General features: G+C 34.9%; 11 protein-coding genes and 1 tRNA gene. 8 read left to right on the forward strand and 4 right to left on the reverse strand.

Features of this window, described 5'->3' with window-relative positions; genetic code table 11:
- Window positions 1-27 precede the first annotated feature (27 nt).
- The gene (locus tag ES677_RS08470; protein WP_148368366.1) at window positions 28-642 is read right to left on the reverse strand and encodes a deoxynucleoside kinase; all 615 of its coding nucleotides are present in this window, start codon (window positions 640-642) and stop codon (window positions 28-30) included.
- Window position 643: 1 nt separating this feature from the next.
- A complete protein-coding gene (locus tag ES677_RS08475) occupies window positions 644-1,423 on the reverse strand; it encodes a hypothetical protein (RefSeq protein WP_148381006.1) in 780 nt (259 codons plus the stop codon).
- Window positions 1,424-1,597: 174 nt separating this feature from the next.
- Between ES677_RS08475 and ES677_RS08480 the strand changes: the two genes are divergently transcribed.
- From ES677_RS08480 to ES677_RS08500, 5 genes are all read left to right on the forward strand, one after another.
- A complete protein-coding gene (locus tag ES677_RS08480) occupies window positions 1,598-2,512 on the forward strand; it encodes a GLPGLI family protein (protein ID WP_148368364.1) in 915 nt (304 codons plus the stop codon).
- A 26-nt stretch (window positions 2,513-2,538) separates the two neighbouring features.
- Window positions 2,539-5,250 carry a carboxypeptidase regulatory-like domain-containing protein gene (locus tag ES677_RS08485; RefSeq protein WP_148381007.1) on the forward strand — a complete coding sequence of 904 codons (2,712 nt, stop codon included), beginning with the start codon at window positions 2,539-2,541 and terminating at the stop codon, window positions 5,248-5,250.
- 232 nt (window positions 5,251-5,482) lie between these two features.
- The gene (locus tag ES677_RS08490) at window positions 5,483-6,220 is read left to right on the forward strand and encodes a hypothetical protein (RefSeq protein WP_148381008.1); all 738 of its coding nucleotides are present in this window, start codon (window positions 5,483-5,485) and stop codon (window positions 6,218-6,220) included.
- A 125-nt stretch (window positions 6,221-6,345) separates the two neighbouring features.
- A tRNA-Tyr gene (locus tag ES677_RS08495) sits at window positions 6,346-6,427 on the forward strand.
- A 394-nt stretch (window positions 6,428-6,821) separates the two neighbouring features.
- Complete coding sequence (locus ES677_RS08500; RefSeq protein ID WP_148368361.1) at window positions 6,822-7,484, forward strand: hypothetical protein; 663 nt, start codon at window positions 6,822-6,824, stop codon at window positions 7,482-7,484.
- Window positions 7,485-7,662: 178 nt separating this feature from the next.
- Here the strand turns inward: ES677_RS08500 and metK are convergent, their stop codons facing one another.
- Complete coding sequence (metK, locus tag ES677_RS08505; RefSeq protein ID WP_148368360.1) at window positions 7,663-8,952, reverse strand: methionine adenosyltransferase; 1,290 nt, start codon at window positions 8,950-8,952, stop codon at window positions 7,663-7,665.
- 332 nt (window positions 8,953-9,284) lie between these two features.
- Here metK and ES677_RS08510 point away from each other — a divergent pair, with 332 nt between their 5' ends.
- The 3 genes from ES677_RS08510 to ES677_RS08520 all read left to right on the forward strand — a co-directional run bounded on the left by ES677_RS08510 (window position 9,285) and on the right by ES677_RS08520 (window position 13,945).
- On the forward strand, window positions 9,285-11,864 hold the full coding sequence (locus tag ES677_RS08510; RefSeq protein WP_148381009.1) for a phosphoenolpyruvate carboxylase: 2,580 nt from the start codon (window positions 9,285-9,287) through the stop codon (window positions 11,862-11,864).
- Window positions 11,865-12,101: 237 nt separating this feature from the next.
- The gene (locus ES677_RS08515) at window positions 12,102-13,196 is read left to right on the forward strand and encodes an acyloxyacyl hydrolase (RefSeq protein ID WP_148381010.1); all 1,095 of its coding nucleotides are present in this window, start codon (window positions 12,102-12,104) and stop codon (window positions 13,194-13,196) included.
- A gap of 5 nt (window positions 13,197-13,201) precedes the next feature.
- On the forward strand, window positions 13,202-13,945 hold the full coding sequence (locus ES677_RS08520; RefSeq protein ID WP_148368357.1) for a head GIN domain-containing protein: 744 nt from the start codon (window positions 13,202-13,204) through the stop codon (window positions 13,943-13,945).
- Between the two features lie 15 nt (window positions 13,946-13,960).
- Here the strand turns inward: ES677_RS08520 and gldA are convergent, their stop codons facing one another.
- Window positions 13,961-14,854 (reverse strand): gliding motility-associated ABC transporter ATP-binding subunit GldA, encoded by an 894-nt coding sequence (gldA, locus tag ES677_RS08525; RefSeq protein WP_148368356.1) that lies wholly within the window; start codon window positions 14,852-14,854, stop codon window positions 13,961-13,963.
- Between the last annotated feature and the right edge of the window lie 281 nt (window positions 14,855-15,135).

Here is a 15,135-nt window from a genome sequence, read left to right on the forward strand (position 1 = left end):
AATAATGTAAGAATTTTGTTAACTTATTTAGAATAATCCGTTTATTTGGGCATCAATCTTATTGAGGATAAGACCTAAATCTTCAGGGTTATCTACAAAATCAAGATTGTCAACGTCAATAATTAATAAATTCCCTTTATCGTAACCCGAAATCCACGCTTCGTAGCGTTCGTTAAGTCTGCTTAAATAATCAATACTTATCGAATTTTCATAATCGCGACCACGTTTGTGGATCTGTGAGACTAAGTTAGAAATCGAACTGCGTAAATAGATTAATAAGTCTGGACCCTGAACAAAGCTTTCCATAAGATTAAAGAGCGACCTGTAATTTTCGAAATCACGATTTGTCATTAGGCCCATAGCGTGTAAGTTGGGAGCGAAAATATGTGCGTCTTCGTAAATGGTTCTGTCTTGAATAATGTCTTTACCGCTTTCTCTAATTTGTGCGATTTGTCGGAAACGGCTATTTAAAAAATACACTTGCAAATTAAAACTCCAGCGTTCCATTTGATTATAGAAATCATCCAAATAAGGGTTATCTACAACGTCTTCTAATTGAGCTTCCCATTTGTAATGTTTTGCTAGTAAAGTTGTGAGCGTCGTTTTTCCTGCGCCAATATTTCCGGCAATTGCAACGTGCATATTATTTTATTTTTAGTTGGTACTGGTAAAGAAATTTACCGTCGTAAATATAGAGGATTCCGTTGGTTAGAAAAAACTGTTTTATTAACAAATTTGGGATCTGTATTTCTTCTCTGTTTTCAGGTTTTTGAGTTAAATATAACAGTTTATCGACTTTTTCTATAATAATATTTTCGTCGCTTTCTGAAATAGATAAAAACCCTTCATTTTTTATTTTGTAGATCAAGCTACCAAAATAGCTGTATTTGTATAAAAAGTTTTCAGTAAGTAACCAGCATGCGTTATAATTACTGGTAAAATCTAAGACAGCGCTCTGCACAGGTTGGGTGGTGGCGCGTGTACTGTTGGTTTTATAATCGTATACTTCTAGCTGTTGCAAATCTTGATTGAAAATCCAAATGGTCGTGTCACTTCCCGTCGAAATATGGGTGACGTTTTTATAATTTTTATTGCTGTTAAAATCAATTTTGTAAACTTCGGCCAATCTATTGTCTAATATAATAACCGTATTAAAAGCCTGGTAAAACAAATTTATTTTTAAAGGATTAAAGGTGTTAGCCGAAGTGATATTGCCTAATTGAATGTTGCTGTAAGTGGTTTCTTTATCGCCATCATTTTTAATAAAAACATTATTCTTGGTATAATATAAGGCATTAAAAGCATCTATTCCTATCAGATAATCGGCGTTAATTTTAGATTTTTTTACAAATGAAGTACTCAGCGTTACTTGGCCAAAGCAAGTCGCGGAAAGCAAAAATAGAATGTATACAGCGTGTTTCATATCGGTTTGAAAAGTACAAAAACTAAACTGTAATTTATTATTTATTTAAGTGGTCTCGCATTGAAGCCAAAAGCGATTTCTAAATTTTAAGATTTATTTAACATAAATAAATTTAACATTTGCGCATTATAGTCGTCTTACTTTAGAATAGAAACCTATTAAATCAACTTTAAAATGAACAACTTACGCTCAAAACTATTTAAAACAACCGCTTGCTGGCTTGCTATTTTTGCTTCGACAGTAACGCTGGCGCAACAAGACTTTCAGGGTGTTGCAACGTATCAATCTAAAACCACTATAGATCTAGATAAATGGGGAGGAGAGAAAATGAGTCCGGAACGTAAAAAGATGATTATGGAGCGTATGAAAAGTATGTTCGAAAAGACTTTTATTTTAACTTTTAATAGAACAGAATCCACTTATAAAGAAGAAGAGAAGCTAGGAGCTCCTGGTAGTGGTGGGGGTTTTGGTGGAATGATGGGCAGTTTTACACCGGGCATACAATACAAAAATGTGAAGGATGGCGAGTTCTTGCAAGATCAAGAGTTTTTTGGAAAACAGTTTTTAATAAAAGACAAACTCGAAAAATTAGAGTGGAAAATGACGGGTGAGACTAAGCAAATTGGTCAGTATATGTGTATGAAAGCGACGGCTATTAAAAAGGTAGATGAAATGGATTTCTCTAATATGAGACGTAAGAATAGAGATAAAGAAGACAAAGAGGAGCAAGATGAAAAAGTAAAAGATTCGTCCGAAACCGCTAGCAACGACGCGCCTAAAGATATGATGGACGAGATCGAAATCCCTGAAGACATTGAAGTTGTTGTGTGGTACACAATGCAGATACCAGTAAATCAAGGTCCGGGAGAATTCTGGGGATTACCAGGATTAATTTTAGAAGCAAGTTCTGGACGTACAACTGTTTTATGTTCTAAAATTGTTTTAAACCCCGGCGAAAAAGAAGAGATTAAAAAACCGACTAAAGGTAAAGAAGTCACAAAACAAGAATATACCGACATTGTAAAGCAAAAGGTAGAAGAAATGCGCGAGATGTATGGTGGTAGAAATCGTGGACAACGCAGAAACTAATAGGAGCTAACAACAGCAACAAAACGATGAAAAGAAACCTAATTCTGTTACTTTTATTGGTAACAAGTGTAACTTTTGCACAAGTAAAATTTGAGGGTACCGTAAAAGATAGTATTGGTACGCCTTTAGAATTAGCCAATGTGGTGGCTATAAACCAAACCACAAAAATTATGGATGCTTACGGCATTACCAATGCCGACGGAAAATATAAATTATCCTTAGAAAAAAATACAACCTATAACATTCAAATTAGCTATATCGGTTTTAAAACCGAACAGCGTGTAATTGCAGTAAAAGAAGATAATATACAGCTCGATTATATTCTGCAAACCGATACTTCGTTAGATGAGGTTGAAATTGTATATGAAATGCCAGTCACTGTAAAAGGAGATACTATTATTTATAATGCCGATTCTTTTAAAAACGGTACCGAAAGAAAGCTAGAAGACATTCTTAAAAAATTACCCGGTGTTGAAGTTAATGCCGATGGTGAAATAGAAGTAGAAGGTAAGAAGGTCACTAAAGTAATGGTAGAAGGAAAAGATTTTTTCGATGGCGATTCTAAGCTGGCGACAAAAAACATTCCGTCTAATGCCGTAGATAAAGTACAGGTTTTAAAAAACTATTCTAGCGTTGGGCAGCTAAGCGGCGTGACCAATAATCAAGATAATATTGCTATTAATATAAAGCTAAAAGAAGGTAAAGGCGCTTTTTGGTTTGGTACTGTAACTGCTGGCGGTGGGGATTCAGAAAATAATAGTTTGTACTTATTGCAACCTAAACTGTTTTTCTACAGTCCAGAATATAGTATCAATCTTATTGGCGATTTAAATAATATTGGCGAGGTGGCATTCTCACGTAGAGATTATTTTAATTTTACCGGTGGTTTTAAAATGCCAAGTCAAAGTAGTGGTACCAACCTTAATTTAGGAAATAATAACCTTGGGTTTTTAGCACTTCAAAATAATAAAGCCAAAGATATAAACACCAAGTTTGGGGCCGCTAATTTTAGTATGTCTCCTAATAAAGCACTTGATCTTAGCGGTTTTGCTATTTTTTCAAACTCCAGAGTACAGTTGCAGGAAAATAATTTTGTGCAATATACAGATGAAGATTTTAATATTCCAAACGAAAGCACAGCAAGTGCAACCAAGCAAAGTAGCGATTTAGGAATGTTGAAATTAAGTGCTAAATATAAGCCAAATGCTAATAATCAATTGGATTACGATATTCTGGGACGCGTGTCTAAAGAAACACAAAATCAGAATTTCTTGTCTTCAGAAATTGGTAATATAAACCAAGTGGAAAACACGAAACCGTATAGCATCAATCAAAATATAAACTACTATTATACAGCAAACGAGAACAATATTTTCGCTTTTTCGGGTCAGCATTTACTGCAAGACGAAGATCCTTTTTACAACGCTTTTTTAGAAGATAAAACCAATTATAACGACACGGCAAACGGGTTGGGCTTAGATAATATGCAAGTGGGTTACGATATTGCTCAAGAAAAGCGCGTAAAATCGAATCAGTTAGATGTGAAATTAGATTATTGGAATGTCCTCAATACAAAAAGTAACATCAATTTTACGTTAGGAACCATTTACAGTCAGCAAGATTTTAATTCTAATCTGTTTCAATTTCTAGACGACGGTAGCGCCTTTAACCCGACGCCAACACTAAACGACGGGCGCGATGAAAACGATACAAAATACACCTTTAACGATGTGTACTTAGGTGCGCATTATAGATTCATTACAGGTAAATTTACGTTTACTCCGGGGCTTTCAGCGCACGCCTACAGTTCTGAAAACGCACAATTTGGTGCCGATTATAAAAACACATTTACACGCGTTTTGCCCGATTTCAATATGCGAATACAATTAAAAAAGAGCGAACAGTTAGTTTTAAATTATAGTATGCAAACCGAATTTACAGACGTTACAGATTTGGCTCGCGGTGTGGTCTTAAACAATTATAATGCCTTAAGTATTGGTAACCCAGAGTTAGAAAGTGCGTTGGCGCACGCTGTTAATTTAACGTATTTCAGCTTCAATATGTTTAATTATACCAATGTGTTCGCCAACGTAGGCTACACAAAAAATATAGACCGTATTCGTAGTGCTTCTAATTTTGCACCCGGCAGTGTTATTAGTGTGAGCTCCCCTTTTAACTCCGATTTCGCCGATGAAAGCATTACTATAACGGGACGTTTTCAGCGGTCTTTCGGTAAATTAAAAGCCACGGTAAGCGGTAATTTTAATTACGCAAAATTCAATCAGTTTATAAATAGCAAAGTATCTACAAACGAAAATTACACACAAACGTACAGTGTAGGGTTTAGCAGTAATTACCGCACGGCACCAAATTTCGATATTGGCTACCGCTTAACACTTCAAGATAACGATCAAGGCGCTACGCGCTCTAAGTTTTACACCCACGCGCCCTCTATAGATTTTGATGCGCTAATTTTAAAACGCTTCACGTTTAGAACAGATTACACGTTCAACGATTTTAGAAATCAGGAAGAATCTATCAATAATTACGAGTTTTGGAACGCCTCGTTATCGTATCGAAAAACAAAGGATAGTAAATTCGAATACGAAGTGAAAGCCACTAATATTTTAGATACGAAATCACAAAATAACACGAGTACCAGCGCCTTTTCGGTGAGTACAACAGAGTATTTTATACAACCGCGATTTGTAACTTTTAGAGTTATTTATAGTCTGTAGTTTTTGGGTGTTACCCTAAAGGGTCGCGTTTTCGCTACTCACTCTTTTTACAAAAAAGTAAAAAGGAGTTCAAACAGACCGCTCAACCGCTAACACAGTAGAAAGGGATACACAATAGAATACAAATGCTAATTGTATTTTCCAATGTATTTTCCAAGTAAAAAATAAATGATCAATAAAATGAAAAAAAGAGTAGCTTCGCACACTTGTTAAACAATTAAAAATCAATATAATGAATTTGAAAAATTACATAGTAGCAGCATTTATAACGCTGTTTTGTGCAGTAAATCTTAACGCACAGAAAAAAAAGGTAGCCGTAGTTGGGTTTTACTCAGATAAAATAATTGGCTTTTCAGAATTAAATGGCGTGGGAGAAGCATTATTAACCGAAGTGCTTAAGTTAAGGGATAATCCAGATTTCGATTTAACGCCAATGCTAAATAATTACCACGATGCGTTTTTTAATGACTACGCTAAGGACTTTCCATTCGATTTAGTTCCAGAAAAGGAAGTGTTAGCAAACGAAGAATACCAAGCATTCGTACCAAAATACGAACTGGACGACGAAGCCTTAAAACGTTATGTTTTTATAGACGGTTACAAGCATATTTACGAAGGAGCATTAGGTAAAGTAAATGAAGAAGCTGTAGCGAAAATGTTTAGCGATATCGCCGATGGTGTGCTATTTGTAGAAGTGCATTTCGATTTAACTAAAGGTTTCGGAATTGGCTCTACAGCAACTGTAAAAATGAAAGCATTCACCAGAATTTCTCTTTACGATAAAACAGGAAAAAAAGTATTCGTTATTAACGAATCTGCACAGTCGAAAAAGACTTCGGTAATGGTAGGCGGTATTCCGGTAATGAAAACAACAAAGATATTACCAATGTGCGAAAGTGCTTTAGAGCGATTAATGAAGGATTTAGACAAAAGACTTCCTAAAATTATTAAAAAAGCAGATAAATTATAAAAATCTAAACTTCTGGTTTTAAACCCTTCAATAGTATTGGAGGGTTTTTTATTTTATTTCACGTAAAAAAAACACGAAAAGTCTTTGAGTATACGTAAAACTTAAATATATTTGCCATCGGTTTTGGGGAGATACTCAAGCGGCCAACGAGGGCAGACTGTAAATCTGCTGACTACGTCTTCGCAGGTTCGAATCCTGCTCTCCCCACATAAATTAAAAGTCTGTAAGCAATTACAGACTTTTTTTATGCGCTAAATTTGGCTTTTAATAGCGTATAGAAATATATTAATTTTTGTACTACAATTTTTTGTATTAAGCCCTAAGTGTTGGTTTACCTTAATAAAGGTAAACTACTACAACCTAAAAAGCTTTGTAATGCCTCGTTATACATATCTACACTAAATAAGTTTCGTTTGGTCGCAACTAATTAATTCTCCAAATACAAATATTTGTTACGCTTTTAAATTACCGATGTAGAGTGTTTTATATATCGATTTTGAAAAATAATCACAAAAAATGATTTTTATAGGGTAACAATTTTGCATAGGGTGGTATCTAAACTCAAATACTAAATATTGTTTAACTTTTAATTTTAAAAATTATGAAAACATTTATGAAAACACTTGGGGTTTTAAGCGTATTATTTGCTTTTACAGCATTGACTTCTTGCGAACCAAAGAGTAAAGATTCGGAGCCCATTAAACAAGAAGAAATTAAGGAGCTATTTGCAATGCACACGGGACCCATTGTCTCTGTAGAATCTGCCAGAAATCCTGAAGCTCAAGTAACCAAAGGGGTAATTGTGGGGACTAAAGATGAAATGATTGCCTTTATTGATAAAATGACTGAAGCAAATGCCGATGTAGATGGTGATACTCCTCCTGGACCTCAAGGTATTTCTTTACAAGGTCACATTGGTTGGAAATATCATATTTACGGTCCAGAAATCCCTACAGGATGGGAAATCCAACAAGCATGTTTGGACCTATATTACCAGGAATATTTAGAGAAAAAATTTCAATATCAAGACTATGTAAACCAAGGTTGTAATACCTATACAGTTACATTTATGTGTCCTTTTAATAATGTTATATACTCCACTTATTCTATAGAGCCTACTGTAGATTGCTATCCTAATGATGAGCCTAGTACAAACGATGACTATTTTGTGTACAACAAATATAAACTTGTTAAATATCCTTTTGGTTTAGAAGACACTAGTGAGATGGTTGGAGAGTTTATTGAAGCATTGTCTGTGCAATAAGCTATAAGTTTTTAGAGCAAATAATTATTAGAAAATATAACGCATCTTATAGAGTCTTGGTTGTACTTATAGAGTTTAAAAATAACAACTGTATTAATCAAGAATAAACTTTAAGATACGGTAACAAAAAACCTCCATACTAATTAATATGGAGGTTTTAAATTTTTCTAACTGGTTTTTATAAACCGAATGCAGCTTTTACTGTATCTACATAGTCTAATTTTTCCCACGTAAATAATTCTACTTCTAGTTTTATTTCTTTTCCGTAAATATCTTCAAACGTTTTTGTAATTGTTTCATTTTTACGTCCCATATGTCCATAAGCGGCTGTTTCGCTGTATATAGGATTGCGAAGTTTTAAGCGTTTTTCTATTTCAGAAGGTCTCATATCAAAAATAGCAGCTACTTTCTTAGCGATCTCCCCGTCAGTCATATTAAACGGACACGTACCGTAAGTGTCTACAAAAATACCCATTGGTTCTACAACCCCAATCGCGTAGGATACTTGCACTAATACTTCATCGCAAACGCCTGCCGCTACTAAATTTTTAGCAATGTGTCGTGTTGCATAAGCGCCACTTCTATCTACTTTACTAGGGTCTTTTCCTGAAAAAGCGCCACCACCGTGAGCCCCTTTTCCACCGTAAGTATCCACAATAATTTTACGACCTGTTAATCCGGTATCGCCATGAGGCCCACCAATAACAAATTTCCCTGTTGGATTAATGTGGTAGGTAATGGTATCGTTGAATAACGGTTTTAAATTTTCTGGTAATTTCGCAATTACTCGAGGGATTAAAATAGCAACAAGATCTTTTCTAATTTTAGCCAGCATTTCATTATCTGCAGCATCAACATCTTCTTTAGCTTTTGAAGCCGGTTTAACAAAATCGTCGTGCTGCGTAGAAATTACAATCGAATCAATACGTTGTGGTATATTATCGTCGCTATATTCAATAGTTACTTGACTTTTAGAATCGGGTCTTAAATACGTAATATCCTTTTCTTCACGACGTAAAGCCGCAAGCTCAATTAGTATTTTGTGAGACAAATCTAAAGCCAAAGGCATATAGTTTTCGGTCTCCGTAGTTGCGTAACCAAACATCATTCCTTGGTCTCCAGCACCCTGTTCTTCTTTGTTTTCTTTATCTACGCCACGATTAATATCTTCACTTTGCTCGTGTATTGCAGATAATACACCACAAGAACTACCGTCGAACATATAAGCACCTTTCGTGTAGCCTATTTTATTTATGGTATCTCTTGCTATTTTTTGTACATCGAGGTAGGTGTTCGATTTCACCTCTCCCGCTAAAACAACTTGACCTGTCGTAACTAGCGTTTCGCAAGCCACCTTAGAATTCTTGTCGAAAGCCAAAAAATTATCTATTAATGCATCACTAATTTGATCTGCTACTTTGTCTGGGTGTCCTTCAGAAACACTTTCCGAAGTAAATAAATATGCCATTTTTCTATTATTTTTTGTCAGAAGATTTGACGAAAACGTCTAAGGAAGCTTACACTGCCTTTAGCATTTTTTTAAGAGGTTGCAATCAGTCAAATCCTTCCTCGTTTCATTTAACACCTCAAAAGTACAAAATTTAAATAATTCAAGTCTAAACTTGGCGTTAAAAAGTCGTTAACACTTTAAATGGGTGTAGAATACAGCGTTTTATTTCAGATTAGGTGTTCAGTAGTTCAATTACTATCATAATTATATTTTTGTGAATTGCAAAGTATTACCGCGTTTTTAGGTGCTTATTCACTAACTTTAAATAAACTCTTTAAAAAAATCTATCGATGTCTGTTCAGCCTAAATTAACGCGATTCAATCAAAATGTACTTTCTAAATATCAAATTTATAATAGCATATTTATGACCTTACCTTTTGATGCGGTGACTAAAACGGGTGTTTTATTGCCGTTGTTTTATGATACGTGTAAAAGGGGTTTTGAAAAAGGCGATAATCCTACAACGATTGTGGAAACCTTCTTTTCAAACTATCAAGGAAAACGCAATACCACAAGTCAGGTGAATTTGTTATTTCGTTTTATTCAATATATAGAACGTCAGGTGGTGTTGTTTGATGCGATTGAAGATGCCGCGTTTCCGGTAGTTAATAATATGGATGGTATTGGAACGCTTCGCAGTTTGAAAGAAACGGCTGCTGCAGAGAAGAAATTAGACAAACTACAGGCGTATTTGGAGGATTTTAAAGTGCGAATAGTACTTACCGCACACCCCACGCAATTTTATCCGGGGGCGGTTTTAGGAATTATTACCGATTTAACGGCTGCGATAAAAGAGAATAACTTGTTACGTATTCAAGAATTATTAGCGCAATTGGGTAAAACACCCTTTTTTAAACACGAAAAACCGTCGCCTTACGATGAGGCCGTGAGTTTAATTTGGTACCTCGAGAATGTGTTTTATTATTCCTTCGGATCGATTTACGATTATATTCAGCAAAATATTTTTGATAGCAAACACATTAATAATGACATTTTAAATATAGGATTCTGGCCGGGAGGTGACCGCGACGGAAATCCGTTTGTTACCCCAGAAATTACTTTAAAAGTAGCTACCCGACTTAAAGAAACTATTATTAGAAACTATTATAAAGACGTTCGTGCTTTAAAGCGGAAACTAACTTTTGATGGCGTCGAAGAACGTATTCAAAACTTAGAATCAGAATTGTATGGTATGATTTTAAATGAACCATCGGCGTTTACGTTAGCGTATTTTGTGTCAGAATTGCGAGCTATTAAATATAGTGTCGAAGAGACGCATCAAGGCTTGTATGTGTCTGACATTACCAGCTTATTAAATAAAATTCATCTTTTCGGATTTCATTTTTCGAGTTTAGATATCCGTCAGGACAGTCGCGCTCACGATAACGTATTTACCGAAATGGTAACAGTATTAATAGAAAGTGGAAGTTCTATTTTTCCTAAGAATTACTTGTCATTATCAGAGAAAGAGCAAGTCAATATCTTATCGAAAGTTAAAGGTAAAATAGAGGTATCGCTTATTAAAGATGAAGACACGTTAAAAACGTTACGTACCATTCAAGTTATAAAAACGATTCAAGATAATAACGGGGAACGTGCTGCAAATCGTTATATCATTAGTAATAATCAAACGGCTTTAAACGTTATGCAAGTGTTTGCAATGCTAAAATTAGTGGCGTTTCAAGAGTCGTTAACGGTAGATATTGGGCCGCTTTTCGAAACCATTACCGATTTAGAAAAGGCGCATTTAGTTATGGAAGAGTTATATATAAATCCAGAATACCGTGCGCATTTAGAGCAGCGCGACAATAAACAAACCATTATGTTGGGCTTTAGCGACGGCACAAAAGATGGTGGTTATTTAATGGCAAATTGGGCGATTTATAAAGCTAAAGAACGTTTAACAGCAATTTCTCGAGCACACAATATTACTGTTATATTTTTTGATGGTCGTGGCGGACCACCAGCGCGTGGCGGTGGGAAAACACATAATTTTTATGCTTCTTTAGGCCCCAAGATCGAAGATAAAGAAGTGCAATTAACCATTCAAGGACAAACGATAAGCTCGAACTTCGGAACGTTAGATTCTTCGCAATACAACTTAGAACAGCTAATAAGTTCTGGGGTTTACAACAGGTTAAGTGATACTGATTTAAGTATGACGCAAGATAATATTGCCGTTATGGATAAATTATCAAAACTGAGTTATGAAGCCTATGTAAATTTTAAGAATCATCCTAAATTCATTCCTTATTTAGAGCATATGAGCACTTTAAAATATTATGCTAAAACAAATATTGGAAGCCGGCCATCGAAACGCGGAAAGAGTGAACGTTTAATTTTTGAGGATTTAAGAGCGATCCCTTTTGTGGGGTCTTGGAGTCAATTAAAGCAAAATGTGCCTGGCTTTTTTGGTGTCGGCACCGCTTTAAAATGTTATGATGATGCCGGAGAATTTGAGAAGGTAAAGCAATTATATAAAACCTCTAATTTCTTTAGAACGCTGATAGAAAATAGTATGATGTCGTTGTCAAAATCATTTTTCGATTTAACTAAATATATGTCTGAAGACCCAGATTACGGTCCTTTTTGGTCCATTATTTATGAAGAATATAAAATATCAAAAGCACTAATTTTAAAACTTACCGACTTCACAGAATTGATGCAAGAAGAACCCATTGGAAAAGCGTCAATAAATATTCGTGAATCTATTGTGTTGCCGCTATTAACCATTCAGCAATACGCTTTAAAAAAGATTCAAGAATTGGAAAAAGCGGAGGTTAGAGATGAAGACCAAATTCAAGTTTTTGAAAAAATAGTGATGCGATCGCTCTTCGGAAATATTAATGCAAGTCGAAATTCAGCTTAAAAACAGCAAAGCGGATAGAAAACACTAATTAAACCTGTAAACGAATAAAAAATAGTTAAAATTCAATATTCTTAAACAGCTAAATATTTCTTCACAAAAAATGCGTTTTTTGTGTAAATGTGGAGGGTATTCCGGTGCATTATTATTGCTTTTTGGGGAAGAGTGATAATATAATAGCGAATGCTTCTCAACTATTTTAATAAATCGATTACTTTTGCAGGCTAATTGAAATAAAAGATGAGGTATTTTATAAGTGTTTTTTTAGTACTGCATTGTTTTTATGGTTTTTCTCAAGTAGATAAAAACCCGTTTACTATAGATGCGAACGCGTTTTATGGTACTATTTTAGAACATAATTCAGACATTGCTCATTTAATCACCGATCATCCTACGGGACTAATTTTAAGTTATAACCAGAAAACATTTGGGCAAAATGCCTGGGAAAGCCGTTATAATTATCCAGATTATGGTGTGTCTTTAGCGTATCAAGATTTAAAGAATGAGTTTTTAGGTGCGGCTTATGGATTGTATGCACATTTTAATTTTTACTTTTTAAAACGTAATTTAAAGTTTAGAATAGCTCAAGGTGTGGCGTATGCCACCAATCCTTACGACAAAGAAACGAACTATCGCAACAGTGCGTATGGCTCCGATTTATTGAGTTCGACGTATATTATGCTCAATTACGATAAACAAAATATTTTTAACGGATTAGGGGTGCAAGCCGGTATTTCTATTATTCATTATTCGAATGCAAATTTTAAAGCACCCAATAATTCTACCAATTCGTTTGTGTTTACGGTGGGAGCAAATTATATGATTGGTTACGATAAGCAGCCGGAATATATCGCCTCTACCGAAGACAAGAAATTCACGGAGAAAATACGGTATAACTTAGCTTTTAGAGCGGGAATTAATGAGAGTGATGTCAATAATATGGGGCAGTACCCTTTTTATGTAGTCTCTGCGTATGCCGATAAACGTATTAATCGAAAATCGGCATTTCACGCCGGAACCGATATTTTCTTTTCTACCTTCCTAAAAGAATTAATCACTTATTACGCAATCGCATTTCCAGAAGATAATGTTTCTGGCGATGAAGATTATAAACGTGTGGGTGTTTTTGTAGGACACGAGCTCTTTATTAACAAACTATCGGTTATTACACAATTAGGTTATTATGTGTATTACCCTTACGATTTTGAGGGGCGTGTCTATAACAGATTAGGTTTAAAGCGGTATTTCGGTGATAAAATGTATGCCGCAATCACTTTGAAATCTCACGGAGCAAAAGCAGAAGGAGTTGAATTTGGAATAGGAATAAGATTATAAAAGCAATGAGGAAAATAGCAGTTATACTATCGTTAATTTTTTTGGTGAGTTGTAATGGAGACAACGCGCCAGACTGTTTTCAGAATTCTGGTGACCTTATAGAACAATCCTTTATCGTTGAAGATTTTTCTGAAATAACAGTTTTTGAGCGTATTGAAATGGTTGTAAAAGAGGCTCCAGAATATTCGGTTACTGTGCAAACGGGTGAGTATTTAATGAGTGATATCGAGGTGAAAGTCGAAAACGGAAGACTCTTATTAAGAAATAACAACGCTTGTAATTTAACCCGCGATTACGGTATTACAAAAATAACGGTTACAGCACCAAATCTTACCGAAATAAGAAGCAGTACAGGGTTACCAGTGCGCAGTGACGGCGTTTTAAATTACGATACTTTAAAATTGATTTCTGAAAATTATAGAGAGGAATACCACACTAGCGGTATTTTTGAATTAGAAGTAAATACCACACAATTATCGCTTACAATGAATGGGTTGTCTAGTGCTTTTATAAGCGGCACATCGACTAGTTTAAATATTAATTATGCTTCGGGAGATTCTCGATTTGAAGGGCGGTTTCTAGTCGCAGAAAATGTAACAATCTACCACCGCGGTACAAATGATATTACAGTGAATCCGCGGCAATCGCTTACCGCTAATTTAGTCAGTACGGGGGATGTGATTTCTGTAAACACGCCAACTACACTCGATATTAATGAGCAATATACTGGGCGCGTTATTTTTGAGTAAAAAAGAATAGACGATTTAGCTTGTCAATTCTCTGAATAAGGTTTCCAGACTGGTGTTTTTCTGATTTAACTGAAGTATTTTTAAGGCGTTATCGTGTGCAAAATCAAAAACCTGAGAGCGCATATCGTCTGGGGTCGAAAAGGTGATTTCATAAATAAAATCGAAGGTGTTAACCACCGTTTTTACATTTGGTAATCGCTGTAAGAATGCCGTTTCAATGCGGTAATCAAACTCTACAACAACCACTTGTTCCTGCTCATCGCGTAAGTCTTTAATTTTTTTATCGGCAACGATTTCACCTTTATTAATAATGATTACACGATCGCACATCGCTTCAACTTCTTGCATTATATGGGTTGATAAAAAAACTGTTTTTTCTTGACCAATACTGCGTATTAACTTTCTTACCTCTACCAATTGGTTAGGATCTAATCCAGTAGTGGGTTCATCTAAGATTAAAACATCAGGGTTGTGTAATAGTGCATTGGCTAAACCAACACGTTGTCTGAAACCTTTCGAGAGTTCTCCGATTTTTTTATGCGATTCTGCCGTCAATCCTGTTAACGTAATAACGTCTTCAATGCGGGTTTTAGTAACTTTATAAATAGATGCGTTAAACTCTAAATATTCTCTTACATATTGTTCTAAATATAATGGGTTGTGCTCTGGTAAATAGCCAACACTCTGCTGTACTTTTTTAGGGTGTAGCGCAACAGAATACCCGTTAACCTCGGCTTTGCCCTCTGTAGGACTTAAAAAAGTGGTTAAAATTTTCATCATTGTCGATTTTCCTGCGCCATTAGGTCCTAGAAATCCAACAATTTCAGGCTTGTTTACAGAAAAAGAAACGTTGTTTAGTGCCTTTTGACTGCCGTAAACCTTTGTGATATTTTCAACTTTTATTGACATACTTAAAATCTTTGCTTCAAAAATAAACATTAAAAATTTTAATTCGGCGATTCGTTTAAAATCTTTAAAACTTCAAGTTTCAAGTGGTGTTGCATTATGATTTTTCATATTATTTATAGAGATTAGTAAAATAGTTTTATTTTATTTTTAGTGTAAGATATTGTTTATTAGTGGTTTAGTTGTTTTTTTAGTTGAGAGGGTTTCATAATAATTAGGACAGTACTAATTTATTATATACTTTTGACAACTAATTAGAGGCTATGTAATAGCACGAATTAAAA

The sequence above is a fragment of the Bizionia gelidisalsuginis genome, assembly GCF_008086185.1.
GTDB lineage: Bacteria > Bacteroidota > Bacteroidia > Flavobacteriales > Flavobacteriaceae > Bizionia > Bizionia saleffrena.

Excerpts from the sequence above, each read along its gene's own strand:
- ES677_RS08470 (WP_148368366.1), bottom strand. The coding sequence starts at position 642 with ATGCACGTTGCAATTGCCGGAAATATTGGCGCAGGAAAAACGACGCTC.
- ES677_RS08475 (WP_148381006.1), bottom strand. The coding sequence starts at position 1,423 with ATGAAACACGCTGTATACATTCTATTTTTGCTTTCCGCGACTTGCTTT.
- ES677_RS08480 (WP_148368364.1), top strand. The coding sequence starts at position 1,598 with ATGAACAACTTACGCTCAAAACTATTTAAAACAACCGCTTGCTGGCTT.
- ES677_RS08485 (WP_148381007.1), top strand. The coding sequence starts at position 2,539 with ATGAAAAGAAACCTAATTCTGTTACTTTTATTGGTAACAAGTGTAACT.
- ES677_RS08490 (WP_148381008.1), top strand. The coding sequence starts at position 5,483 with ATGAATTTGAAAAATTACATAGTAGCAGCATTTATAACGCTGTTTTGT.
- ES677_RS08500 (WP_148368361.1), top strand. The coding sequence starts at position 6,822 with ATGAAAACATTTATGAAAACACTTGGGGTTTTAAGCGTATTATTTGCT.
- metK (WP_148368360.1), bottom strand. The coding sequence starts at position 8,952 with ATGGCATATTTATTTACTTCGGAAAGTGTTTCTGAAGGACACCCAGAC.
- ES677_RS08510 (WP_148381009.1), top strand. The coding sequence starts at position 9,285 with ATGTCTGTTCAGCCTAAATTAACGCGATTCAATCAAAATGTACTTTCT.
- ES677_RS08515 (WP_148381010.1), top strand. The coding sequence starts at position 12,102 with ATGAGGTATTTTATAAGTGTTTTTTTAGTACTGCATTGTTTTTATGGT.
- ES677_RS08520 (WP_148368357.1), top strand. The coding sequence starts at position 13,202 with ATGAGGAAAATAGCAGTTATACTATCGTTAATTTTTTTGGTGAGTTGT.
- gldA (WP_148368356.1), bottom strand. The coding sequence starts at position 14,854 with ATGTCAATAAAAGTTGAAAATATCACAAAGGTTTACGGCAGTCAAAAG.